Here is a 23,108-nt window from a genome sequence, read left to right on the forward strand (position 1 = left end):
CAACCTCATGCCGCCCGGCTCTGGCCGAAGCGGTCGCCCAACAGGCGCGCGATCACGCTGTCCACGGTCTCGCCCCGTGCGCGGGCCGCGAAGGACAGGGCCATGCGGTGGCGCAGGACGGGGGTGGCCATGGCCTCGACATCCTCCAGCGTCGGCGCGAAGCGGCCGTTCAGCACGGCGCGCGCCCGCGTGACCAGCATCAGGGCCTGCGCGGCGCGCGGCCCCGGCCCCCAGACCAGCGTGTCGCCGATGAAGCCCGCCGTTTCCGCCCCGCCGGGACGGCAGGCGCGGACCAGATCCAGAATCGTTTCCACCACGCCCTCGCCCACCGGCATCTGCCGGATCAGGCGCTGCGCGGCGATCAGGCTGTCCGCGTCGAAGGCCGCATGGGCGCGCGCATCCTCGACCCCCGTCGTGGCCAGCAGGATGTCGCGTTCGGTGTCGCGGTCGGGATAATCCACGTCGATCTGCAGCAGGAATCGGTCCAACTGCGCCTCGGGCAGCGGATAGGTGCCTTCCTGCTCGATGGGGTTCTGGGTGGCAAGCACGTGGAAAGGTCGGCCCAGCGGGCGGTGCTGGCCGCTGATCGTGACCTCGCGTTCCTGCATGGCCTGAAGCAGCGCGGACTGGGTGCGGGGGCTGGCGCGGTTGATCTCGTCCGCCATCAGAAGCTGGGTGAAGACCGGCCCTTCGATGAAGCGGAAGGCGCGGGAACCGTCAGGCAGCACGTCCAGCACCTCGGAGCCCAGGATGTCGGCGGGCATCAGGTCGGGGGTGAACTGGATCCGCTGGCTGTCCAGTCCCAGGACCGTGGACAGGGTATCGACCAGCATGGTCTTTCCCAGCCCCGGCTGGCCCACCAGCAGCGCATGGCCGCCGGACAGGATCGCCGCCAGAACCTGCTCGACCACCTGGTGCTGGCCCACGAAGCGGCGTTCGATGCTGGCGCGGGCGTCAGACAGGGCCTGCGCAAGCTCTTCGACCTGGGCGACCAGAATCTCATCCGAAGCCATGACAATGCCCCTTCGCTGCTTTAGACCGACCATAAGAGGATATGCGAAAGGCGACCACAGGGAATGGCAGATCGCGGTGACAAAGCTGTGAGCGCCGAGGGCATTGCCGCCGCCGCCAGCAAGGCGGCCAAGGGCGGACTGCCGCCGGTGCATCTATGGAACCCGCCCTTCTGCGGCGACCTGGACATGGAGATCCGCGCCGACGGCACCTGGTTCCACGAAGGCACGCCCATCGGCCGCCCCGCCATGGTGCGGCTGTTCTCCACCATCCTGAAGCGCGAAGGCGACCGCTTCTTCCTGGTCACGCCGGTGGAAAAGGTCGGCATCCGCGTGGTGGACGCCCCCTTTGTCGCGGTCGATGCCGACATCCGGCCCGATGCGATCACCTTCACCACCAATGTCGGCGATACCGTCCTGGCCGGGCCGGACAACCCCGTCACCCTGCGCGGCACGCCCGACGAACCGCGCCCCTATGTCCATGTCCGCGCGGGGCTGGAGGCGCTGATCGACCGCAAGACCTTCTACCGCCTTGCCGCCGCAGCCATCGAACAGGACGGCCGCAGCGGCATCCGGTCGGGCGGCGCCTTCTTTCCCCTGGAGACCTGATGCCCCGTTTCGCCGCCAACCTGACGATGCTGTTCACCGAACTGCCGATGCTCGACCGATTCGCGGCGGCGGCGGATGCGGGCTTCCAGGGGGTCGAGATCCTGTTCCCCTATGACCTCCCCGCCCGCGACCTGTCCCGCGCGGCCATCGCGGCGGGGCTGGACTTCGTGCTGCTGAACACGCCGCCGCCGAACTGGGCGGGCGGCCCGCGCGGCTTTGCCGCCGAACCGGGGCGGGAAGACCGCTTCCGCAGCGATTTCGACCGGGCGCTGCGCTTCGCGGGCGCCTTGCGGGCGCGCCACATCCACATCATGGCGGGCTACGCCCAGGGGCCGCAGGCGCGCGACACATTCGCCCGCAACCTGGCCTGGGCGGCGAAGCGCGCGCCCCATGTCAGCCTGACGGTCGAGCCGCTGAACCCCATCGACCAGCCAGGCTATTTCCTGGCCGACTTCGACCTGGCGGCGGAGCTGATCGCGGAAACGGGGGCGCCGAATCTGGGGCTGCAGTTCGACACCTACCACGCCCATCTGATCACCGGCGACGCGATGGCCGCGTGGCGCAAGCACGCGGGGATCATCCGCCATATCCAGATCGGGGGCGTGCCGGGGCGTCACGAACCCATCGGCGGAATGATCGACTATCCCGGATTTTTCGCGGCCCTGGACCATGGCGGCTACAACGGCTGGGTCAGCGCGGAATACAATCCCGCCGGGCTGACGGCGCAGGGCCTGGGCTGGCTGCCGCGGCCCTGAGCAAACCGGGCGCGGGGCATGGAACCCAAAGCAGATCAAACCGTTGACGGATCAATCCCGTGCTGGGACAGTGGTCACGCGCCCCGGCCGGGCGTGAGGATGGCCGTCAAAACAAGGAGCGTTGCCGTGAACTCGATCATCTATATTGTCGGCCTTGTCGTCGTCGTCCTGTTCATCCTGTCCTTCCTGGGACTGCGCTGAGGCGCCCTTCCGCGGCGCCCCCGCCGGGGCGGCGTCGCGATTGCATCTGGTGTTTCCGGCGACTTTTCTGTAGGGCGGCCCCCGAATTGAAAAGGGTCGTTCATGGATATCCGCAACATCGCCATCATTGCTCACGTCGACCACGGCAAGACGACGCTGGTTGACCAGCTGTTGCGCCAATCCGGTTCCTTCCGTGAAAACCAGGCCGTCGCCGAACGGGTGATGGACAGCAACGATATCGAACGCGAACGCGGCATCACCATCCTTGCCAAGGCCACCTCGGTCGAATGGAAGGGCACCCGCATCAACATCGTGGACACCCCCGGCCACGCTGATTTCGGCGGCGAGGTGGAGCGCATCCTGTCCATGGTCGATGGCGTCTGCCTGCTGGTCGATGCCGCCGAAGGTCCGATGCCGCAGACCAAGTTCGTGACCTCGAAGGCGCTGGCGCTTGGCCTGCGCCCCATCGTGGTGCTGAACAAGGTGGACAAGCCCGCCGCCGAACCCGACAACGCGCTGAACGATGTCTTCGATCTGTTCGCGAACCTCGGCGCGAATGACGAACAACTGGATTTCCCCCATGTCTATGCCTCGGGCATCGGCGGCTGGGCCGACGAGACGCTGGACGGCCCGCGCAAGGACATGTCGGCGCTGTTCGACCTGATCCTGAAGCATGTGCAGCCCCCGAAGCAGATCGCGCGCGTAGACGAACCCTTCCAGATGCTGGCGACCACGCTGTCCGCGGACCCCTTCCTGGGCCGCCTTCTGACCGGCCGGGTCGAGGCGGGCCGCGCCAAGGCAGGCGACACCGTCAAGGCGCTGTCGCGCGACGGAGAGCGGATCGAGCAGTTCCGCATCAGCAAGGTGCTGGCCTTCCGCGGTTTGACGCAGACCCCCATCGACGAGGCGCAGGCCGGCGACATCGTGACCCTGGCCGGCATGGCCAAGGCCACCGTCGCCGACACCATTTGCGCGCTGGAAATCGACACCGCGCTGCCCGCGCTGCCCATCGACCCGCCCACCATCAGCGTGACCTTCGGCATCAACGACAGCCCCCTCGCCGGCCAGGACGGCAAGAAGGTCCAGTCCCGCGTCATCCGCGAACGCCTGATGCGCGAGGCCGAGGTGAACGTCGCCATCAAGGTCGAGGACACGCCGGGCGGCGATGCCTTTGTCGTCTCGGGACGCGGCGAATTGCAGATGGGCGTGCTGATCGAGAACATGCGCCGCGAGGGCTTTGAACTCTCGATCTCGCGCCCCCGCGTGATCTTCCGCGAGGAGGACGGCCAGCGTCTGGAGCCGGTCGAGGAAGTCATCATCGACGTGGACGACGATTACACCGGCGTGGTGATCGAAAAGCTGACCGGCGAACGCAAGGGCGACATGGTGGACATGCGCCCGGCGGGCGTGGGCAAGACGCGGATCGTGGCCCACGTGCCCTCGCGCGGGCTGATCGGCTACCATGGCGAATTCATGACCGACACGCGCGGCAACGGCGTGCTGAACCGCATCTTCCACGGCTGGACCCCCTACAAGGGCGCGATCCAGGGACGCCGCCAGGGCGTGCTGATCTCGATGGAGGACGGCGTGTCGGTGGCCTATGCGCTGTGGAACCTGGAAGACCGGGGCAAGATGTTCATCGGCGCCCAGGAACAGCTGTATCAGGGCATGATCATCGGCGAACATTCGCGCGACAACGACCTGGAAGTGAACCCCCTTAAGGGCAAGAAGCTGACCAACGTCCGCGCCTCGGGCACCGACGAGGCCGTGCGCCTGACGCCCCCGGTCCGCATGTCGCTGGAAGAGGCCATCGCCTATATCAACGACGACGAACTCGTCGAGGTGACGCCCAAGAACATCCGGCTGCGCAAGCGCTACCTGGATCCGCATGAACGCAAGCGCCAGTCCCGCGCCGAAGGCTGACCCAGGCTTCCCCCAGGTCAAGTTGCCCTTTTGGCGAGGTTCGCAGGCTGTGGGCGGCGTGATACAGTTTCGCCAGGATACCCTTGCCGGGATTGTCGGCGGATGCGCATGGACCCAAGCCTTTCAGCCTTGTCGAAGGTCGCGAAGCCTGCGGCTGCGCGCCCTTCTGCGCCTTCGCCTGACGATGGGGCCAAAGTTCCCCCGCCGTTCCAGGGAACCCGAGGCCTGAAGAACGGTTCACCCTGGTGGAGGGATGGCTGCCTTGCCGCGCCATTCGCCCGGCCATGAGTCCCGCCATACAGGAACGGAGCATGAGCAAGCACGACGACATCATGAAGGGGCTGGGATTGCACGGCCAGGCTGTCGTCGCGACGATCGAGATGATGGCCGATCTGGGCAGGTGCGACCCCGACCTGGATCATGTCGCCCGGCGCATCGGAAGGCCGGTGCGCGACCTGTCCCGCATCTTTCCCGACGACCAAAGCCTGCTGATCGCGGTCGCCGAACAGGCCCTGGTCCGCCTGATGGATTCCTGCACGAAGGCCACCGTCAGGATCGACCCCGACGATTCCGTGGCCCAGTTCCTTGCCCTGGGCAACGCCTATGTCCGCTGGGCGGCGGATCACCGGATGCAATTCCGGCTGATCTCCAGCCATCCGTCGCTGGATGTCATGCAGATCCCGCAACTGCGCCGCTATCTCGACTCGGTGGTGGATCTGATGACGCGGATGCTGGAACGGGCGCGCGACGCTGGGCGCCTGCGCGACGACGAGGATATCGGGATGATCGTCCTGTCCTCGCGGACCTTCGCCTATGGCCTGGCCAGCATGGTGGTCGATGGCCGGATGGAAAGCTGGTTCCCGTCCCGAAACCCCATCGAGGCGGCGGAGCTTGCCATGGCCGACTTCGTCAAGCGCTTCGCACGCGCCGCCACGAAATGCCCCCGAGGCGCAAGGTGAGGCCTGCCTGACCGGGGCGCGGTTTGAACGATGTTTTTTCAAGACGTGTGACGCGGCAGGCCACGCCACCCTCTGCTTAATCGATTTTTCAGATTGGTCTGGCAACCTGACGCTGGACGGAATGGCCGATCGCCATCCGCTTCGCAGGCTTGCTGCCTGGAAGGAAGGCGGACAGCGCACTGCCGCCTTCCGGGCTGCGGCGGATCTGGGGTTCCGCCGCAGCCACCTGACCTTACCATGCCATGCGGCTGTTATCAGACCTTTTCGCTTCCGGTCCGGGCCGCCTTGGGCTATCCGGTACCCGACAGAAGGACAGGGGAAGACAAGCGCCGTGACCGATTACATCATCCGCGACATTGCCTTGGCCGATTATGGCCGCAAGGAACTGGACATCGCCGAAACGGAAATGCCCGGCCTGATGGCGCTGCGGGCGGAATACGGCGCGGCCAAGCCCCTGGCGGGCGCCCGGATCGCGGGCAGCCTGCACATGACGATCCAGACCGCCGTGCTGATCGAGACGCTGGTGGCGCTTGGCGCCGATGTCCGCTGGGCGTCCTGCAACATCTATTCCACCCAGGACCACGCGGCGGCGGCCATCGCCGCGACGGGCGTGCCGGTCTTTGCCATCAAGGGCGAGACGCTGGCCGAATACTGGGCCTATACCGACCGGATCTTCCAGTTTGCCGAGGGCACCTGCAACATGATCCTGGACGACGGCGGCGACGCGACCATGTATGTCCTTCTGGGCGCGCGGGTTGAGGCGGGCGAGACCGGCCTGATCGACGTGCCGACCAGCGAGGAGGAGGAAGCCCTCTTTGCCCAGATCCGCAAGCGCCTGGCCGAATCCCCCGGCTGGTTCACCCGCCAGCGCGATGCCATCAAGGGCGTTTCCGAGGAAACAACCACCGGCGTCCATCGCCTGTACGACCTGCACAAGAAGGGCCTCCTGCCCTTCCCCGCGATCAACGTCAACGACAGCGTCACCAAGTCGAAATTCGACAACAAATACGGCTGCAAGGAATCGCTGGTGGACGGCATCCGCCGCGCCACCGACACGATGATGGCGGGCAAGGTCGCCGTGGTCTGCGGCTATGGCGACGTGGGCAAGGGCTCGGCCGCGTCCCTGCGCGGCGCGGGCGCGCGCGTGAAGGTCACGGAAGTGGATCCGATCTGCGCCCTCCAAGCCGCCATGGACGGGTTCGAGGTCGTGCTGCTGGAGGATGTCGCGGACAGCGCCGACATCTTCGTCACCACCACCGGCAACCGCGACGTGATCCGCATCGAACACATGCGCGCGATGAAGGACATGGCCATCGTCGGCAATATCGGCCATTTCGACAACGAAATTCAGGTCGCGGCGCTCCGCAACCACAAATGGACCAACATCAAGGACCAGGTGGACATGATCGAGATGCCCTCGGGCAACCGCATCATCCTGCTGTCCCAGGGCCGGTTGCTGAACCTGGGCAATGCCACCGGCCATCCATCCTTCGTCATGTCCGCCAGCTTCACCAACCAGGTGCTGGCGCAGATCGAGCTGTGGACCAAGGGCGACGAATACGCGCCGGGCGTCTATATCCTGCCCAAGGCGCTGGATGAAAAGGTCGCGCGACTGCATCTGGACAAGGTGGGCGCGAAGCTGACAGAACTGTCGCGCGAGCAGGCCGACTATATCGGCGTGACGCCCGAAGGCCCGTTCAAGTCAGATCATTATCGGTACTGAGTCATGGAATATTCGCTGTTCACCTCGGAATCCGTGTCCGAGGGCCATCCCGACAAGATCGCCGACCAGATTTCCGACGCCATCCTCGACGCCATCCTGGCCGAGGATCCGCGCGCCCGCGTCGCCTGCGAAACCATGGTCAAGACCGGCGTCGCCATCATCTCGGGCGAAATCACCACATCGGCCTGGGTCGATCTGGAATCCATCGTGCGCGGCGTCATCAACGACATCGGCTATACCTCGTCGGATGTGGGTTTCGACGGGGCGACCTGCTCGGTCATCAACATCATCGGCAAGCAGTCGCCCGAGATCAACCAGGGCGTCGACCGCGAGAACCTGGAGGACCAGGGCGCAGGCGACCAGGGCCTGATGTTCGGCTATGCGTCGGATGAAACCGACGTGCTGATGCCCGCGCCGATCACCTATGCCCACCGGCTGGTGGAACGGCAGTCGAAGGTCCGCCGCGACGGCACGCTGAAATGGCTGCGCCCGGACGCGAAGTCGCAGGTGACACTGCGTTATGGCGCGGACGGCCGCCCCGAGGCCATCGACGCGGTGGTGCTGTCCACGCAGCACAACCCGGAAATCACGCTATCCGACCTGCGCGAGGCGGTGATCGAGGAGATCATCAAGCCGGTGCTTCCCGCCGAATGGCTTTCGGACAAGACCAAGTATTTCATCAACCCGACCGGCAAGTTCGTGATCGGCGGGCCGGTGGGCGATTGCGGGCTGACGGGCCGCAAGATCATCGTGGACAGCTATGGCGGCATGGCGCGGCACGGCGGCGGCGCGTTTTCCGGCAAGGATCCGTCGAAGGTGGACCGTTCGGCGGCCTATGCGGGCCGCTGGGTCGCCAAGAACATCGTCGCGGCGGGCCTGGCCCACCGCTGCGAGATCCAGGTCAGCTATGCCATCGGCGAGGCGCAGCCCACGTCGATCAGCCTCAACACCTTCGGGACGGAAACCGTGCCCCACGACAAGATCGTGGCGGCGGTGCGAGAGGTCTTCGACCTGCGCCCCTTCGCCATCATCCGCGACCTGGACCTGCTGCACCCGATCTATCGCCCGACCGCCAGCTATGGCCACTTCGGCCGGCAGCCGTATCAGTTGAACCGCGGAACGGCGTTCAGTTGGGAAAGGACGGATCGAGCCGAGGCGCTGAAGGCGGCGTTGAGCTGACGGCGTGATTGGTGGGGTGAAACCCCACCCTACGATCACCGCGGCGCAAGGCGTAGGGTGGGGTTCTACCCCACCCTCGCTCACCCCCGGCGGCGCTGGATTTCACCCCCCTGCCACTCACAACACCCCCGTCGCGCGGAACGACACCCCCGCCGTCTTGCCGACGACAATGCGGTCATGGACGATCACGTCGATGATGATCGTAGGGTGGGGTTTCACCCCACCACTCCCCGCTCACTCCGGCAGCGCCGGATTTCACCCCCCGCTGCTCACAGCAGTCCCGTCGCACGAACCGGCACCTCCACCGTCTTGTCCACCACGATGCGGTCATGGACGGTCACATCGATGGCAATGGTAAGCTAGATTTCACCCCCCACCCAAGCTCACCCCGGCAGAGCCGGATTTCACCCTCGCCCCTCACAGCAACCCCGTCGCGCGGAACGACACCTCCGCTGTCTTGCCCACCACGATGTGGTCGTGGACGGTCACGTCGATGGCCTGGCAGGCGGCCAGCACGCGGGCCGTCATGGTGATGTCCTCGCGGCTTGGCGTGGGATCGCCTGATGGATGGTTGTGGACCAGGATCACCGCGCTCGCGTTCAGTTCCAGCGCACGCTTGGCGACTTCGCGCGGATAGACCGGGACATGGCCCACCGTGCCGCTGCCCAAGGCCTCGTCCGCGATCACCGTGTTCTTGCGGTCCAGGAAGATCACGCGGAACTGTTCGGTTTCGCGATGGGCCATGCAGGTCCGGCAATAGGTGATCAGCGCGTCCCAAGACGACAGCACCTCGCGCTGCAGAACCTTGGCCTGGGCCATCCGCTGGGCAAAGGCGTCCACCATCCGCAGTTGCAGGTAAACCCAGCGGTCGGCGCCCTCGACCTGCAGGATGCGGTGCTCAGACGCGGCGACCACGCCGTTCAGGTCGCCGAACGCCGCCAGAAGGCGCTTGGCCAGCGGCTTCACATCGATCCGGGGGATGGCGTTGAACAGCAAAAGCTCCAGCAACTCGTATTCCGGCATGGGGCCATGGCCGCCTTCCAGGAACCGCGCGCGCAGCCGTTCGCGGTGGCCCCAGTAATGCGGGCGAGCCGCGCCGCTTTCATCCCGGACCAGCCCGCCGCCCGCCGCGGCATCCGGCCTCAGCCGGTCCGTCATGCGGAAGGAGGGGGCAAAGGCGGGTTCCGTCACGGCATCCGGGGGCGGTATGCGCGCATCAAGGTCATCCAGTCCCCGCATGGCTTGCTCGGAAAAGCCGCCGGCGTAATGGCCGGGACGCGGATCCCCGCCCTGCCCCTTGGTCCTTGCTTCCTGCCGATCTGCCATCCGCCCTTCCCGCCTGCGCAAGGCCCTCCGAATCCCGTTGCCGCCAATCTGCGCGACTTGGGTGAAGAAAGGGTTAACGGCCCTGCGTCATATTGTGCCGGGCAAGGATGAAACCGCAGGCGGTGTACAGCCTGTGTACGCCCGGTGCATCGCCGGTGGACGCCCTGAACAGCCCCGGAACCAGCAAATGCTGGCCTTTCTCCGGGTCGCGGCGTCTCCCGTTGCGCCGCCTGCCGAAGCAACGCGCTCTGGTTTTCAGGCGCTGCCGTAAAGCACCTTGGCCCGGCTCTCGAAGGCGCGGACGATCCGCACCATCGCCTCGTGGAAGACGACGCCGATCAGCTTCTGCAGGATCATGTTCTTGAATTCGAAATCCACGAAGAAATCGACGCGGCAACCGCCTTCGGGGCGGTCGGTGAAGGTCCAGCCGCTACGCATGTATTTGAAGGGGCCGTCCAGGTATTCCGTGTCGATCCTCAGCGCGCCGGTTTCCGGGTTGGCGGGCCACAGCACCACGCGGCTGCCGAAGCGTTCGCGGAAGACCTTGAAGCTGATGACCAGATCGGCGGCCAGCTCCTCGGAGCCGTCGGGACGGGGCTGGCGCGACCGGATGCGGGCGGCGCTGTTCCAGGGCAGGAACTGCGGATAGCTTTCGATATCGGCCACCAGGTCGAACATCTGCCGGGCGCTATAGGGAAGGTCGCGGGAATCCTGATGGTTCGGCAATGCTGTCTCGCAGGGTTTCGGTCTTGAAAGGCGACCCGGTCTCTGATCGAGTCCGCCTGATCTAGCAGGAGGCCGTCGCCGTGAACAACCTGATCTGGCTGCTTCGGGCATCGAAATGGGCGCGAAACCCGCCAAGCGCCCGGATGGTCAAGCTGGTCCTGCTGATCGTGGCGGCGGGGCTGGCCATCTTCGCCCTGGAATGGCTGGACCTGTGGCCCGATTGGGCGCAGATGGAGAAGGCCCCCCGGCCGCGAATACCGCACTAGCGGCGGGCGCGGACCGGGACGCGCTGCGGTTCGGGCTGCCGCGCCATGGCGGCGGCGATGCCCAGGGTCAGAACGGTCAGGATCGTCAGCATCGTCTTTCCTTCCTTGTTGCGGGGGGCCTACAGCCCCGCCGCCTTGAACGTGTCGCATTGGGCCATGTCGCCCGAATTGAAGCCGCGCATCAGCCATTCCTGGCGCTGCGCCGCGCTGCCATGGGTGAAGCTGTCGGGCATCGGCGTGCGACCCGCATTCGCCTGGATCACGTCGTCGCCCACGGCCTGGGCCGCGCGCATGGCTTCCTCCAGGTCGCCCGCCTCGATGGTGCCGAAGCGCTGCTGCGCCTGTCGCGCCCAGATCCCGGCATAGCAGTCGGCCTGCAACTCGGTCAGGACCGAGATCTGGTTGGCCTGCCGCTCGCTCACCTGGCTGCGCAGGCGGTTCGTCTCGCCCAGAGTGCCGGTCAGGTTCTGGACATGGTGGCCCACCTCATGCGCGATGACATAGGCATAGGCGAAGTCGCCCCCCGCCCCCATGCGGCTGGCCATCATGTCGAAGAAATCGGTATCCAGATAAACCTTCTGGTCGCCGGGGCAATAGAACGGACCCATCGCCGCCGAGGCGCCGCCGCAGGCCGATTGCACGACCCCGCTGAACAGCACCAGCTTCGGATCGACATAGTTGACGCCCGCCTGCTGCGGCAGGACAGGGGCCCAGACCTCCTCGGTATCGGCCAGAACGACGGACACGAACTCGCCCCATTGCTGGTCCTCCTCAGTCAGGGGACGGCTTTGCCCGGGCTGGCCCTGGTCCATGCCCTGCACCAGGGGCGTGATGTCGATGCCGAAGAAATAGCCGACCGCCAGGATCGCCAGCATCCCCACGACGCCGACGCCCCCTGCCCCGGCGGCGCCCATGCCGCGCCGATCCTCGATATTGCTGCTGCCGCGCCGTCCACGCCATTGCATGTGCCGTGATCCTCCGTTGCCCCGGACCTCGGGGCTGTCATCATCAAAACACCGGCCTTCTCCCCAGGTTCCGCAAGGCCTGCCCCCTCGCGATCATCACAGCGCCGCGACAAGACCGCAAGGCGCTTGACGCGGCCGCCGCACGGGCCGATCCACAAGCCAAATCAACGGGCAGATCAAGGACAAGCGGATCATGGACGGACGAAACCTTTCGCTGCTGGCCGGGGCCGGATCGGCGGCGCTGCTGATCGCCGCGCTTGGCTTCCAGGCGGCGGGCTATGCGCCCTGCGAGCTGTGCATCCTGCAGCGCTGGCCCCATGTCGCCGCCGCTGCCCTGGCGCTGCTGGTCTGGCTGACCGGGCGGGTCAGGCCGCTGGCCCTGCTGGGCATGGTCGCGGCGGGCATCGCCATGGGACTTGCCATCTATCACACCGGGGTCGAACTGAGGCTGTGGCAGGGCCCCACCCATTGTTCCGGCACCGTCGGCAACCTGGCGACCATGTCCCCGCAGGAGTTGATGACGCGGCTGCAGAACGCCCCCGTGGTGCGCTGCGACGAGGTCGCCTGGCGCTTTCTTGGCCTGTCGATGGCGGCCTGGAACGCGGTCTTTTCGGCCGGGCTGGCGGTGGTCTGGGGAATGGCTGCGAAACGGGCGGCAAAAGGCTGAAAATGGGGGGAAAACGTTGCCCTTGGGGGCTGCGTCGCCTATATGTAACCCAACAAGATGTTGAGGAAATCCCGTGGCCGACACCCCCGAAGACGACCTGCCCGAAACCCCCGAGGCGGGCGATGAAAACGGCGCTGCGACGCGCCAGGTGATGCCTCATGACGGCCCGGTGATCGACATCAGTTCCGAGATGCGGACCTCGTATCTGGACTATGCCATGTCGGTCATCGTCAGCCGGGCCATCCCTGACCTGCGCGACGGCTTGAAGCCGGTGCATCGCCGCATCCTCTATGCGATGGACGAAAGCGGCAACACACCCGACAAGGCCTATCGCAAGTCCGCGCGTCCGGTAGGGGACGTGATGGGTAAGTATCACCCGCATGGCGACGCCGCGATCTATGACGCGCTTGTCCGCATGGCGCAGGACTTTTCCATGTCGCTGCCGCTGCTGGACGGCCAGGGCAACTTCGGGTCCATGGACGGCGATCCCCCCGCCGCCATGCGTTACACCGAGGTTCGCATGGACAAGCCCGCGAACTTCCTGCTGATGGACATCGACAAGGACACGGTCGATTTCCAGGACAACTACGACGGCAAGGACCGCGAACCCACCGTCCTGCCCGCGCGCTTCCCGAACATGCTGGTCAACGGCGCGGGCGGCATTGCCGTCGGCATGGCGACCAACATCCCGCCCCACAACCTGGGCGAGGTCGTGGACGCCACGCTGGCGCTGATCGAGAACCCCGACCTGCCGACTGAGCGTATCCTTGAGATCGTGCCCGGCCCCGACTTTCCGACGGGCGGACTGATCCTGGGGCGGTCGGGCGCGCGCAAGGCCTATCTTGAGGGGCGTGGCAGCGTCATCATCCGCGCCAAGACGCATATCGAGGAATTGCGCAAGGACCGCTGGGCCATCGTCCTGGACGAGGTGCCCTATCAGGTCAACAAGGCCAGCCTGATCGAACGCATCGCGGAACTGGCCAAGGAAAAGCGGGTCGAAGGCATCGCCTCGGTCCAGGACGAATCCGACCGTCAGGGCGTGCGCGTCGTGGTGGAACTGAAACGCGACGCAACGCCGGATGTGGTGCTGAACCAGTTGTTCCGCTTTACCGCGATGCAGACCAGTTTCGGCTGCAACATGCTGGCGCTGAACGGCGGACGGCCCGAACAACTGACGCTGCGCGACTTCCTGACCCATTTCATCAGCTTCCGCGAGGAAGTCGTCGCCCGCCGCACGGCCTATGAATTGCGCAAGGCGCGCGAGCGCAGCCATGTGCTGTGCGGCCTGGCCGTGGCGGTCAGCAACGTGGATGAGGTCGTGGCGACGATCCGGTCCTCGGCCGATGCCGCCGAGGCGCGCGAACGGTTGATGGAACGCCGCTGGCCCGCGCACGACATCCTGGAATACCTACGCCTGATCGACGATCCGCTGCATCCGGTGAACGACGACGGCACCTATAACCTGTCGGAGACACAGGCCCGCGCCATCCTGGACCTGCGGCTGCAGCGCCTGACCCAGCTTGGCGTGCAGGAAGTCACCGACGAACTGGCGTCCCTGGCCGATGCGATCCGCGATTACCTGGCGATCCTGGGATCGCGCGAACGGATCATGGGCATCATCAGCGATGAATTGCGCGAGGTGAAGGAACTGTTCGCCGTCCCCCGTCGGACCGAGATCACCGAATGGTCCGGCGACATGGATGACGAAGACCTGATCGAGCGCGAGGACATGGTCGTCACCATCACCTCGGGCGGGTATATCAAACGCACGGCCCTGGCCGAATTCCGCAGCCAGCGGCGCGGCGGCAAGGGCCTGTCGGGGATGGCGACCAAGGAAGACGACGTAGTCACCACGCTGTTCGTCGCCAACACCCATACCGAACTGCTGTTCTTCACCACCGACGGCATGGTCTATCGCCTGAAGACCTGGCGCCTGCCGCTGGGCGGGCGGACCGCCAAGGGCAAGGCCATCGTCAACATCCTGCCGATCGAGCCGGGGGTGTCGATTGCCGCCCTGATGCCGGTCGATGCGCCGGAAACGGAATGGGAGAACTATCAGGCGGTCTTCGCGACCTCGGAAGGGGATGTGCGGCGCAACGCGCTGTCGGACTTCACCAACGTCAAGTCGAACGGCAAGATCGCCATGAAGCTGCCCGAAGGCGTGGAACTGGTGGGCGTCCGCATGGCGACCGAGGCCGATGACGTGATGCTGGTCACGGATTCGGGCCGCGCAATCCGCTTCCCCACCACCGATGTGCGCGTCTTCAAGGGCCGCGATTCGACCGGCGTCCGGGGCATCCGTCTGGCGAACGGCGACCGCGTGGTCAGCATGTCCGTGATCCGGCATTTCGAGGCCGATCCGGCGGAACGCGCCGCCTATCTGAAGATGCGCCGCGCGGTCGCCGGTGCACTGGACGACGGGGCCGAGGCCGACGAGGACGAGGAAACCGTGGCCGAGGCCGCAATCACCCAGGAACGCTATGCCGAGATGTCGGCGGCCGAGGATCTGATCCTGACCATCACCGCCAATGGCGCGGGCAAGATCAGCTCCAGCCACGACTATCCGGTGCGCGGGCGCGGCGGCCAGGGCGTGATGGCGATGGACAAGGGAATGCGCGGCGGCGCCCTTGTCGCCAGCTTCCCGGTGGAAATGGACGACCAGATCATGCTGGCGACCTCGACCGGGCAGTCGATCCGGGTGCCGGTGGACGGCATCAGCTTCCGCTCGCGCAGCGCGGGCGGGGTGCGGGTCTTCAACACCGCAGCGGGCGAGGAAGTCGTGTCCGTCGCGCGCATCGCGGAACAGGGCGACGGTGAGGAACCGGCCGACGCATGAGTCCCAAGGCCCGGCGATCTGCCGGGCCTTTTTCACGAAAGGAACAGCGTGACCCCATCCAGCGACGATGTGCTGCGCCAAAGGCTCCAGACCGGCTTCCTGGGCATCATCGCCTTTTCGCTGATCCTGTTCCTGCTGTTCCAGGCGCGCTTTGTCCTGATCTGCCTGGCCATCGCGATCATCCTGTTCTCACTGACCTCGGACGCGATTCATGCCATCTCGACGCGGCTCAAGGTGCCGAACTGGCTGGCGACCACGCTGGCGCTGATCGGCATCACCCTGGGACTGATCTGGCTGTCCACCACCATCATGTCGCAGATCAACGAGGTCGTGGGCCGCGCCATCGCCTATACCGAATCCGTTCAGATCGCGCTGACCACGCTGATCGAACGCTTCGGACCCGAGGCCCAGACGCGCCTGCTGGCCGCGCTGACCGAGTTCAACATCACCGGCTGGCTGCGGTCCCTGGCAGGTCAGGCATCGGGGCTGCTGTCGGGCAGCCTTCTGGTGATCCTGTTCGTGGGCTTCATGTTCGCCGAACGCACCTGGGTACCGGTCAAGGTGGAACGGCTGACGGGCGATCCGATGCAGGCCGCGCGGATCCGGCAGATCGTGGCGTCCATCATGCGGCGGGTGAACCGCTATCTGGTGGTCAAGACCTTCGTCAGCGCGCTGACGGGCGTGACCGTCTGGCTGATCTTCATGCTGGCCCGGCTGGAGCTTGCGGCGGCCGTGGCCTGGCTGACCTTCGTGCTGAACTTCATCCCCAATGTCGGATCGGTCATCGCCTGGGCGATCACGGTGGCGCTTGCCTTCGTGCTGACTGGCGATCCGACCACCACCATCGTGGTCGGCACCACCTGCATGATCGTCCATTTCGTCGTGGGCAATATCCTGGACCCGATGCTGACGGGCCAGACGCTGCAACTGTCCAGCTTCGGCATCATCCTGTCGCTCGCCTTCTGGGGGGCGATTTGGGGCATCGCCGGGGCCTTCCTGGCGGTGCCGATCATGGTGGCGGTGATGATCGTCTGCTGGCACATCCCCTGGCTGCGGCCCGTGGCGATCCTTCTGTCGCGCGAAGGACTGGCCGATACGGACACGGCCAGCCGCTGACGCCTACCTGCCGTCGTCCGGCAGATCCGCCTGCTGCGTCCGCACGGGCGATTGCGCGGGCGGCGGCGGAACCTCGCCATCCTTGCCCTGACCCTCATCGGGCAGATCCTGGCCGTCCTTCCAGATGTCGCGGGTCGTGAAGGGCATCCCGATGCCTTCGTGGATGAAGCGTTCGACGATCTGGTGATAAACCTCGGAGGTGACGGACATCCCCGACCCGATGTCGGAAATGACGGCGCGGATTTCAAAGTTCAGCGCATCCACCGTAATGCCGCGGAACAGGACGGCGGGCGCGGGGTCGATGGTGACCAGCGGCTGGTCCTCGATGATCTCGGTCAGGATGCGAGCCACCTTGCGGGTGTCGGACCCGTAGCTGACGCCGATGGGGATGATGATCCGGCCCGTCTTGCTTTGCCGTGTCCAGTTCGTCACCGGCTGGCTGATCAGGTCGCTGTTGGGAACGATCACCTGCTGCTTGTCGAAGGTCTCGACCTGGGTGGACCGGACCGAGATGCGCTTGACGATGCCCTGCTGGCCGCCCGCGCTGATCCAGTCGCCCACGCTGACGGGACGTTCGATCAGTAGGATGATGCCCGACACGAAGTTCGACACGATGTTCTGCAGACCGAAACCGATGCCGACCGACAGCGCGCCCGCGACGATGGCGAATGACGACAGGTCGATCCCGGCCGAGGTGATCGCCAGCATCGCCGCAATGACGATCCCCACATAGCCGATGCCCGACACGACCGCGTTCTGCCCGCCCGCGTCCAGCTTCGTCTTGGGCAGGACGGATGTGCGCATCGCGCCCTGTACGGCCCGCGTGATGGAATAGCCGATGCCGAAGACCAGGATGAACATCAGCACCGCGCCAGGCGACAACCTCACCCCGCCCAAGGTCGCGCCCTGGCGGAAGCGGACCCAGTATTCGGCCAGTTCATTGACCGACACGCCCCAGATTAGCATGAAGACCGGCACCGACAGCAGGATCAGCGCAAACCCGATCAGCAACGGGGCAAGCCCTTCCCGCGCGCCCTCCTGCCCGCGCTTGAGCATGTTGAACACGTCGGCGATGAAATCCTGCAGCAGCACCAGCAGGCCCATCAGCGCCAGGGACTGAAGCCAGGGCCAGATCGCCAGGTTGCCCAGGTTGACAAAGCCCGCCGCCGTCAGCGCCACCGCCAGGATGCAGATGATCCGCGTCAGCGCCCCTGCCCAGGACAGGACGCGGTGGCGATAGGCGGTGCTGGTCTTGTCCGTCCAGGGCTTCAGGCCGCGCAGGATATTGCCCAGCTTGAACAGCAGGGCCGCCGCGATGACGATCAGCACGAAGTTGTAAACGACCGCCGCACCTTCCGCGAAATCCAGCGGGATGCGCTGCACCTTGCCGCGCTCGACCAGGCCGGACAGGGGCAGGAAAGTTTGCGAGGCGATGTAATGGACCGCAAAGACGGCGGCAACCGCGTTGGTCAGCCAACGCGCCTTCTGCCGGTCCTGCGGTTTCATGTTGATCGTGTCGTAGTTGATCGACTGGCCGGGGAATAGCTGCCGCGCCAGCCAAGCGCTGCCGAATAGGATCACCCCCGCACCCGGCAGGGCTTCGAGGAAGGGGCGGGTCCATGGGCCGAACACGCCCGTGGCCGTCAGCGCGCTGATCAGCAGATAGATCCCGACCATCGGCAGGATGATCTGCAGCAGCGACACGGCGAAGGTGACCGCCGCGCGGGAATAATCGCTGGTGCGCGCCGAAATCCGGCGCGGCAGGGTTTCCACCCAATGCCGACCAAGGGTCAGCAGCACGATGGCCGCGGCCAGATAGCCCAGCACATGCGGCAGGCGCGGCTTTAACTCAGACCAGGTCGCGCGTTCCGAAATCCGCTGCCCGGTGTTTTCGACGATGCCCGCCAGCAGCCGCCGCGTTTCCGATGCGGCCACGATCCAGTTTCCGGGCAGCAGGGGCGAGGTCGATTGCTGCGCCATCTGGCTTGCCGCGCGCCGGGCCAGATTGTCATCGATCTGCCGGATGATGGCATCGGCGCGGCTGAAGGCCTCGACCGCCGTCAGGCGCGGGGCCTGGACTTCGGACAACTGCTTTTGCAGGTCCGCCCGGCGGGCGGCGATATCCTCGACCTCAGTCGCGCCTTCCGCCGGGGCGGGGCCAAGTGCCGCGATCTGCGATTGAAGCGTGGCGATGCGTTCCCCGTTGACGCCTTGGGCCGCCTCGAACCGGCGGCGCCAGTCCACGATGTCGGCGCGGATCGATTCAAGCTGGGCGGTCGCGGTGTCGCTGTTGCCGGTCAGCTGTTCGGCCTGCGTGGCGACCCGATCCCAGCGATTATAATCCGGCTGCGGCGCTTCCTGCGCCCAGGCGGGCGACATGACAAGGGCAAGGACTGTCAGGACGACAGCCAGGAACGCACGGATCATCGGGTCAGCCTTCGTAAACTTCGGGAATGTCGGGGGCTTCGCGCGTCAGCCAGCCGGGCACGGGCAGCCCCTTGGCGCGCAGGAAGTCGGGGTTGAACAGCTTGGTCTGGTAGCGATTTCCGTAATCGCAGAGCACCGTGACGATGGTATGGCCCGGCCCCATCTCGCGCGCCATGCGGATCGCCCCCGCCACATTGACGCCGGACGACCCGCCCAGGCACAGGCCTTCGTGTTCCAGCAGGTCGAAGACCACCGGCAGCGCCTCGGCGTCCGGGATGCGATAGCTGTAATCGGGGGTGAAGCCTTCCAGGTTCGCGGTGATGCGCCCCTGCCCGATGCCTTCGGTGATGGAACTGCCCGGCGCGTCGAATTCGCCGGTTGTGTAAAAGGAATGCAGCGCCGCCCCTTCGGGATCGGCCAGGCCGATCTTCACGCCCTTGGGCTGCAGCGCCATGGCGACGCCCGCCAGCGTGCCGCCCGATCCCACCGCGCAGATGAAGCCGTCCACCTTGCCGCCGGTCTGTTCCCAGATTTCAGGGCCGGTGGTTTCCAGATGCGCCTGGCGGTTCGCCACATTGTCGAACTGGTTGGCCCAGATGGCGCCGTTCGGTTCCGTGCGCGCCAGCGCCTCGGCCAGACGGCCGGAATAGCGGACATAGTTGTTGGGGTTCTTGTAGGGGGCGGCCGGAACCTCGACCAAGGTGGCGCCGGCCAGCCGCAGCATGTCCTTCTTTTCCTGGCTTTGCGTTTCGGGAATGACGATCACCGACTTGAAGCCCATCGAGGCGCCGACCAGGGCCAGCCCGATCCCGGTATTGCCCGCCGTTCCTTCGACGATGGTGCCGCCCGGCCGCAATTCGCCCCGCGCCACGGCATCGCGGATGATATACAGCGCCGCGCGGTCCTTGACCGACTGGCCGGGGTTCATGAACTCGGCCTTGCCCAGGATCTCGCAGCCCGTCGCCTCGCTTGCCTGGCGCAGGCGGATCAGGGGCGTGTTGCCGATCATATCGGCCAGGTCGGGGCAAATTCGCATGGTCAAGCAACCTATCCGTCAGGGGTCAAGTTCCGCGTTACCTACACACGGCACCGTCAGGGGCACAACCCCGCGACCCGGTTCAGCCCAGTCCCAATTCCGTGCGGATCGCGTTCCGGCGCAGTTCCAGCCACAGCGCGACCATGGCCAGCGGGCCGTTCGACAACTGCCCCGACATCGCCATTTCCGTCAGCCGGGCGCGGTCGATCACATGGCTGCGAATATCCTCGGCCTCGCTTTCCAGGCCATGCACGCCCTCGATCCCATCAGGTAGGTCGGCGATGCCCACGTAAAGATACAGGTATTCGCCAAGCACGCCGGGGCTGGGATAATGGTGGACGGCGGGAAACAGCCGGGTGACGGTCAGGTCGGCCTCCTCTCGCGCTTCGCGGCGGGCGGCATCCTCAACCGTTTCGCCCGCGTCCACACGGCCCGCCACCGTTTCCAGAAGCCAAGGCTGCGGATCGCGCCGCAACAGGGGCGCCATGCGGAACTGTTCGATCAGCAGCACCCGGTCACGCACGGGATCCCAGGGCAGCACGACAACCGCGTCGCCCAGGATCAGGGCCTCGCGCTGCACGACCGGCGTCATGTCCCCCGCATGGGTGCGATGGCGCAACTGGCTGACCTGGACCGAGAAGAAGCTGGCGAAAGGTTCTTCCTGCCGAAGGATCTCGACATCCCCGGCCCCGCGCCTTTCAACCAGATCACCGCCCGAAGCCGGGCTTTCCGCCCCGCGCAGTTCCGAAGCCGCCCAAACGCCAATCGCAGGCAGGCGCCGTGCGATGTCGCAGGCCGGCCGGTCGGCGGGCGCTTCCAGGATCAGCCGCGCAATCCCGGCGGCCAGTTCCACCTGCGGCTCGCCCTCGGCCCCGCCCTTGCCAAGCCCCAGGACCGGCCCGTCGGGATGGTCCTGCGGCGCAAGGCCCATCACGGCAGTATAGCGGTTCAGCGCCGCATTGGGCATGACGCGCATGGCGGCAAGGGTTCCCGGCCCCGCCGCAAGTGCGGGCCAGCCATCCCGGTCGATCCCCGCCCGCGCGCCGCCTTCCAGGTGGCCCGCGACCGCCTGCGGCGTTCCGGTCAGGCCGAACGCCTCCAGCATCCGCGCATCGGCCAGGATGCCCACCAGCAGGACCGCGCCACTCACAGCTTCCGCCCCAGCATCTCGGCGGCGGCGGCCCGGCCCATGTCATACGAGGTCCGGGTAACGACGGCATCGAAGCCCGCGAACATCAGTTGGGACAAGGCCCGCCCTTCGGGCGATCCGGCATAGGCGATGTATCTGTCCAGTTCCGCATCCCCCAGCACGGCATAGGCCAGAAAGAGATAGGCGCCGATCCATGCTTCGGTATCCGCGCGCAGTTGCGCTTCCTGCGCCCAGGCGTCCTGGACGATCTGCCCCTCGGACAGCGGCATGGAAAATCCGCCGCCCTCCTGGAAGCCCTTGGAGAAGGCGATTGCGGCGTTCAGCCCTCCGGCAACATTCGGCTCGATCAGGTCGGCTGCCTGGATCAGGCGAACGATCCGTACGGCCCGTGGGTCGCGCTGACGGAGGGCACGGCCAAAGGCATCCCGCGCCGCCGTCTCGACATCCGCGTCCAGCATCGCCACGCGGGCAGAGCTTTCCAGGGCCAGCATCCGCTGCCCGAACACGGTCCGGTAAAAGGCCAAACCTTTCCACACCTTATCCGCCTGTACCGCAGGCATGGCATCGGCCATCCCGGTCAGGAACAACAATCGCACGCGGGCCGGATCATGGATGGCCCGGACCCGGTCCAGCCAGCGGCCGGTGCCGCCGCGCGGGAACATGGTGGCGGCCATCTCCGCGCCCTCGGCCACGGCCTCGTCCCGCAGGATGGGGGCAAGGCTGTCCAGCCGCATGACCTCCCAGATCCCTTGCGCGACCTGCTGGTATTGCTGGGCGGGCATACGCGGCTGCGCCGTGGCGGGTCCGGCAAGCGCCACGAGCAGGCAAAGACATAAAAACCGCAGCATCCGGCATCCCTTCTGGCACAAGCGATTTTTTCGACAAAACCCCTTGCGCTTCAACCCCCATCCCTCTAAATCCCCGCCTCACCACCCAAGAGCGCGGAGAGGTGCCGGAGTGGTCGAACGGGGCGGTCTCGAAAACCGTTGAGCCTTCACGGGTTCCGTGGGTTCGAATCCCACCCTCTCCGCCACTTTCCTCAAACCGTTGTTTTCGCTAGGGTTTTACTCCTAATGTCCAAGCCTAAGTTGTCCACAATGGACCACAGGAAGGCCGAAGACGTGCAGTATCTCGTGCAACCTCGCAGCCCCGGCAAAAGCTGGGTGTTCAGAATGGTAACGCCCCCTGCCCTGTTGGGGTTGCCGAACCCTTGGGATGGAAAGCAACTGGGCAAGGAAATCAAACGCGGCCTTGCTACTCGCCACTTGCCCGACACCCGCAAGCTCCGCAACATTCTCTTGGGTGACTTGCGCCGACTTGAAGCGCAGCAAGGCGACAAGGGTGCATTCTCGCTGCCATCAGCCTTTGAATGGCGGGAAGCGATTGCCGCGGACACGGCCGCGAATGCCGATGATACTCACGGCGGTCTGGAAGTGGTGCTGCAGGCAAGCTGGAAGCTGCCGCCACCTGTGGCTTCCCTGTGGATCAACTGTAACGCGACAGAAAGACCGGTGTTTTGAGGGTAAAGGTCAGAACATCCGGGATTGGGCGAGAACAGCCGGGAATGCCTGGAAATACATGCGGTTAGATCGTAATGCAGTGTCGAGCGGCGTTCATCTGGCAATTTGCATGTTAGAACGGTTTCGGCACGCGGAGGGCAAAAACCGCCGCGCTGATAACAGTGATGGCTCGATGCTGACTGAGCCTTGAACGCCTGTTTTTGCTGGCTGTAACGCCGTTAGAAGAGATTACGGTCCTTGTACCCTCGTGGACCGAACATGCAAATTCTGCGCGGTTGCGGCTGACCATTCGCATGTTACCAAAAATCAATGGTTTAGCTAACAATCACAGTGTTTCCGCTGCTCATGCGTTGATGGACCATGATCAAGTCCCTTGTATCCAATGATCTGTGGGAGGCCCTTGCGCCGCTTCTGCCACGGGAGCGGCCGAAGCCGAAGGGCGGCCGCCCTCGATGCGATGACCGGCTGGTGTTGGCCGGCATCATCTTCGTCCTGCGCTCCGGCATTCCCTGGGAGATGCTGCCGCGTGAGGTCGGCTGCTCGGGCATGAGCTGTGGGCCGCAGGCTGCGCGACTGGCAGGCAGCCGGCGTCTGGACCAGGCTCCATCGCGTGCTCCTTGAGCGCCTCTCTGAGGCGGGACATCTGGACTGGAGCCGCGCGTCCCTGGATAGCGCCGCCGTTGCCGCGAAAAGGGGGGTGCCGAGACCGGCCCG

Annotated in this window: 20 protein-coding genes and 1 tRNA gene; 13 read left to right on the top strand and 8 right to left on the bottom strand. The window is 65.8% G+C overall.

The window, feature by feature from the left end; genetic code table 11:
• Window positions 1–5 precede the first annotated feature (5 nt).
• Complete coding sequence (locus tag AAIL68_RS05815) at window positions 6–1,013, bottom strand: MoxR family ATPase (RefSeq protein WP_347138649.1); 1,008 nt, start codon at window positions 1,011–1,013, stop codon at window positions 6–8.
• Between the two features lie 63 nt (window positions 1,014–1,076).
• Here AAIL68_RS05815 and AAIL68_RS05820 point away from each other — a divergent pair, with 63 nt between their 5' ends.
• The 6 genes from AAIL68_RS05820 (at window position 1,077) to metK (ending at window position 8,359) form a co-directional block, all read left to right on the top strand.
• The gene (locus AAIL68_RS05820) at window positions 1,077–1,619 is read left to right on the top strand and encodes a DUF1285 domain-containing protein (protein WP_347138651.1); all 543 of its coding nucleotides are present in this window, start codon (window positions 1,077–1,079) and stop codon (window positions 1,617–1,619) included.
• Window positions 1,619–2,374, top strand: a complete 756-nt coding sequence (locus AAIL68_RS05825; protein WP_347138652.1) for a TIM barrel protein — start codon at window positions 1,619–1,621, stop codon at window positions 2,372–2,374. The genes AAIL68_RS05820 and AAIL68_RS05825 overlap by 1 nt, the downstream gene beginning before the upstream one ends.
• A 303-nt stretch (window positions 2,375–2,677) precedes the next feature.
• Window positions 2,678–4,498: a translational GTPase TypA gene (gene typA / locus AAIL68_RS05830; RefSeq protein WP_347138653.1), complete on the top strand. Its 1,821-nt coding sequence runs from the start codon at window positions 2,678–2,680 to the stop codon at window positions 4,496–4,498.
• Between the two features lie 311 nt (window positions 4,499–4,809).
• On the top strand, window positions 4,810–5,457 hold the full coding sequence (locus tag AAIL68_RS05835; RefSeq protein ID WP_347138654.1) for a TetR-like C-terminal domain-containing protein: 648 nt from the start codon (window positions 4,810–4,812) through the stop codon (window positions 5,455–5,457).
• A gap of 331 nt (window positions 5,458–5,788) precedes the next feature.
• Window positions 5,789–7,180 (top strand): adenosylhomocysteinase, encoded by a 1,392-nt coding sequence (ahcY, locus tag AAIL68_RS05840; protein ID WP_347138655.1) that lies wholly within the window; start codon window positions 5,789–5,791, stop codon window positions 7,178–7,180.
• A 3-nt stretch (window positions 7,181–7,183) separates the two neighbouring features.
• A complete protein-coding gene (metK, locus tag AAIL68_RS05845) occupies window positions 7,184–8,359 on the top strand; it encodes a methionine adenosyltransferase (RefSeq protein WP_347138656.1) in 1,176 nt (391 codons plus the stop codon).
• Between the two features lie 417 nt (window positions 8,360–8,776).
• Here metK and radC read toward each other — a convergent pair whose 3' ends face one another.
• Together radC and AAIL68_RS05855 are read right to left on the bottom strand one after the other, a co-directional pair.
• A complete protein-coding gene (radC, locus tag AAIL68_RS05850) occupies window positions 8,777–9,685 on the bottom strand; it encodes a DNA repair protein RadC (RefSeq protein WP_347138657.1) in 909 nt (302 codons plus the stop codon).
• 255 nt (window positions 9,686–9,940) lie between these two features.
• On the bottom strand, window positions 9,941–10,411 hold the full coding sequence (locus tag AAIL68_RS05855) for a type II toxin-antitoxin system RatA family toxin (RefSeq protein WP_347138658.1): 471 nt from the start codon (window positions 10,409–10,411) through the stop codon (window positions 9,941–9,943).
• A gap of 80 nt (window positions 10,412–10,491) precedes the next feature.
• On the opposite strand from AAIL68_RS05855, the gene AAIL68_RS05860 reads away from it, so the two are divergent.
• A complete protein-coding gene (locus tag AAIL68_RS05860) occupies window positions 10,492–10,677 on the top strand; it encodes a hypothetical protein (protein ID WP_347138659.1) in 186 nt (61 codons plus the stop codon).
• Window positions 10,678–10,796: 119 nt separating this feature from the next.
• Here the strand turns inward: AAIL68_RS05860 and AAIL68_RS05865 are convergent, their stop codons facing one another.
• A complete protein-coding gene (locus AAIL68_RS05865; protein WP_347138660.1) occupies window positions 10,797–11,642 on the bottom strand; it encodes a neutral zinc metallopeptidase in 846 nt (281 codons plus the stop codon).
• Between the two features lie 193 nt (window positions 11,643–11,835).
• Here AAIL68_RS05865 and AAIL68_RS05870 point away from each other — a divergent pair, with 193 nt between their 5' ends.
• The 3 genes from AAIL68_RS05870 (at window position 11,836) to AAIL68_RS05880 (ending at window position 16,261) form a co-directional block, all read left to right on the top strand.
• Window positions 11,836–12,309, top strand: a complete 474-nt coding sequence (locus AAIL68_RS05870) for a disulfide bond formation protein B (protein ID WP_347138661.1) — start codon at window positions 11,836–11,838, stop codon at window positions 12,307–12,309.
• A gap of 151 nt (window positions 12,310–12,460) precedes the next feature.
• Window positions 12,461–15,145 carry a DNA gyrase subunit A gene (gene gyrA / locus AAIL68_RS05875; RefSeq protein WP_347138679.1) on the top strand — a complete coding sequence of 895 codons (2,685 nt, stop codon included), beginning with the start codon at window positions 12,461–12,463 and terminating at the stop codon, window positions 15,143–15,145.
• Window positions 15,146–15,193: 48 nt separating this feature from the next.
• Window positions 15,194–16,261 carry an AI-2E family transporter gene (locus AAIL68_RS05880; protein ID WP_347138662.1) on the top strand — a complete coding sequence of 356 codons (1,068 nt, stop codon included), beginning with the start codon at window positions 15,194–15,196 and terminating at the stop codon, window positions 16,259–16,261.
• Window positions 16,262–16,264: 3 nt separating this feature from the next.
• On the opposite strand, the gene AAIL68_RS05885 is transcribed toward AAIL68_RS05880, so the two are convergent.
• The 4 genes from AAIL68_RS05885 to AAIL68_RS05900 all read right to left on the bottom strand — a co-directional run bounded on the left by AAIL68_RS05885 (window position 16,265) and on the right by AAIL68_RS05900 (window position 21,722).
• Window positions 16,265–18,688, bottom strand: a complete 2,424-nt coding sequence (locus tag AAIL68_RS05885) for a DUF3772 domain-containing protein (protein WP_347138663.1) — start codon at window positions 18,686–18,688, stop codon at window positions 16,265–16,267.
• Between the two features lie 4 nt (window positions 18,689–18,692).
• Complete coding sequence (locus AAIL68_RS05890; protein ID WP_347138680.1) at window positions 18,693–19,724, bottom strand: cysteine synthase A; 1,032 nt, start codon at window positions 19,722–19,724, stop codon at window positions 18,693–18,695.
• 82 nt (window positions 19,725–19,806) lie between these two features.
• Window positions 19,807–20,874, bottom strand: coding sequence for an NUDIX domain-containing protein (locus AAIL68_RS05895; RefSeq protein WP_347138664.1), 1,068 nt, complete (start codon window positions 20,872–20,874; stop codon window positions 19,807–19,809).
• Window positions 20,871–21,722, bottom strand: coding sequence for a hypothetical protein (locus AAIL68_RS05900; RefSeq protein ID WP_347138666.1), 852 nt, complete (start codon window positions 21,720–21,722; stop codon window positions 20,871–20,873). The genes AAIL68_RS05895 and AAIL68_RS05900 overlap by 4 nt, the downstream gene beginning before the upstream one ends.
• 95 nt (window positions 21,723–21,817) lie before the next feature.
• Here AAIL68_RS05900 and AAIL68_RS05905 point away from each other — a divergent pair.
• The 3 genes from AAIL68_RS05905 to AAIL68_RS05915 all read left to right on the top strand — a co-directional run bounded on the left by AAIL68_RS05905 (window position 21,818) and on the right by AAIL68_RS05915 (window position 23,015).
• Window positions 21,818–21,907: transfer RNA gene (locus tag AAIL68_RS05905), tRNA-Ser, on the top strand.
• Between the two features lie 64 nt (window positions 21,908–21,971).
• Entirely contained in the window at window positions 21,972–22,394 is a 423-nt protein-coding gene (locus AAIL68_RS05910; RefSeq protein ID WP_347138667.1) for a hypothetical protein, read from the top strand.
• A 360-nt stretch (window positions 22,395–22,754) separates the two neighbouring features.
• Window positions 22,755–23,015, top strand: a complete 261-nt coding sequence (locus AAIL68_RS05915; RefSeq protein ID WP_347138668.1) for a transposase — start codon at window positions 22,755–22,757, stop codon at window positions 23,013–23,015.
• Window positions 23,016–23,108 lie beyond the last annotated feature (93 nt).

The organism is Paracoccus sp. SSK6 (assembly GCF_039770665.1).
GTDB lineage: Bacteria > Pseudomonadota > Alphaproteobacteria > Rhodobacterales > Rhodobacteraceae > Paracoccus.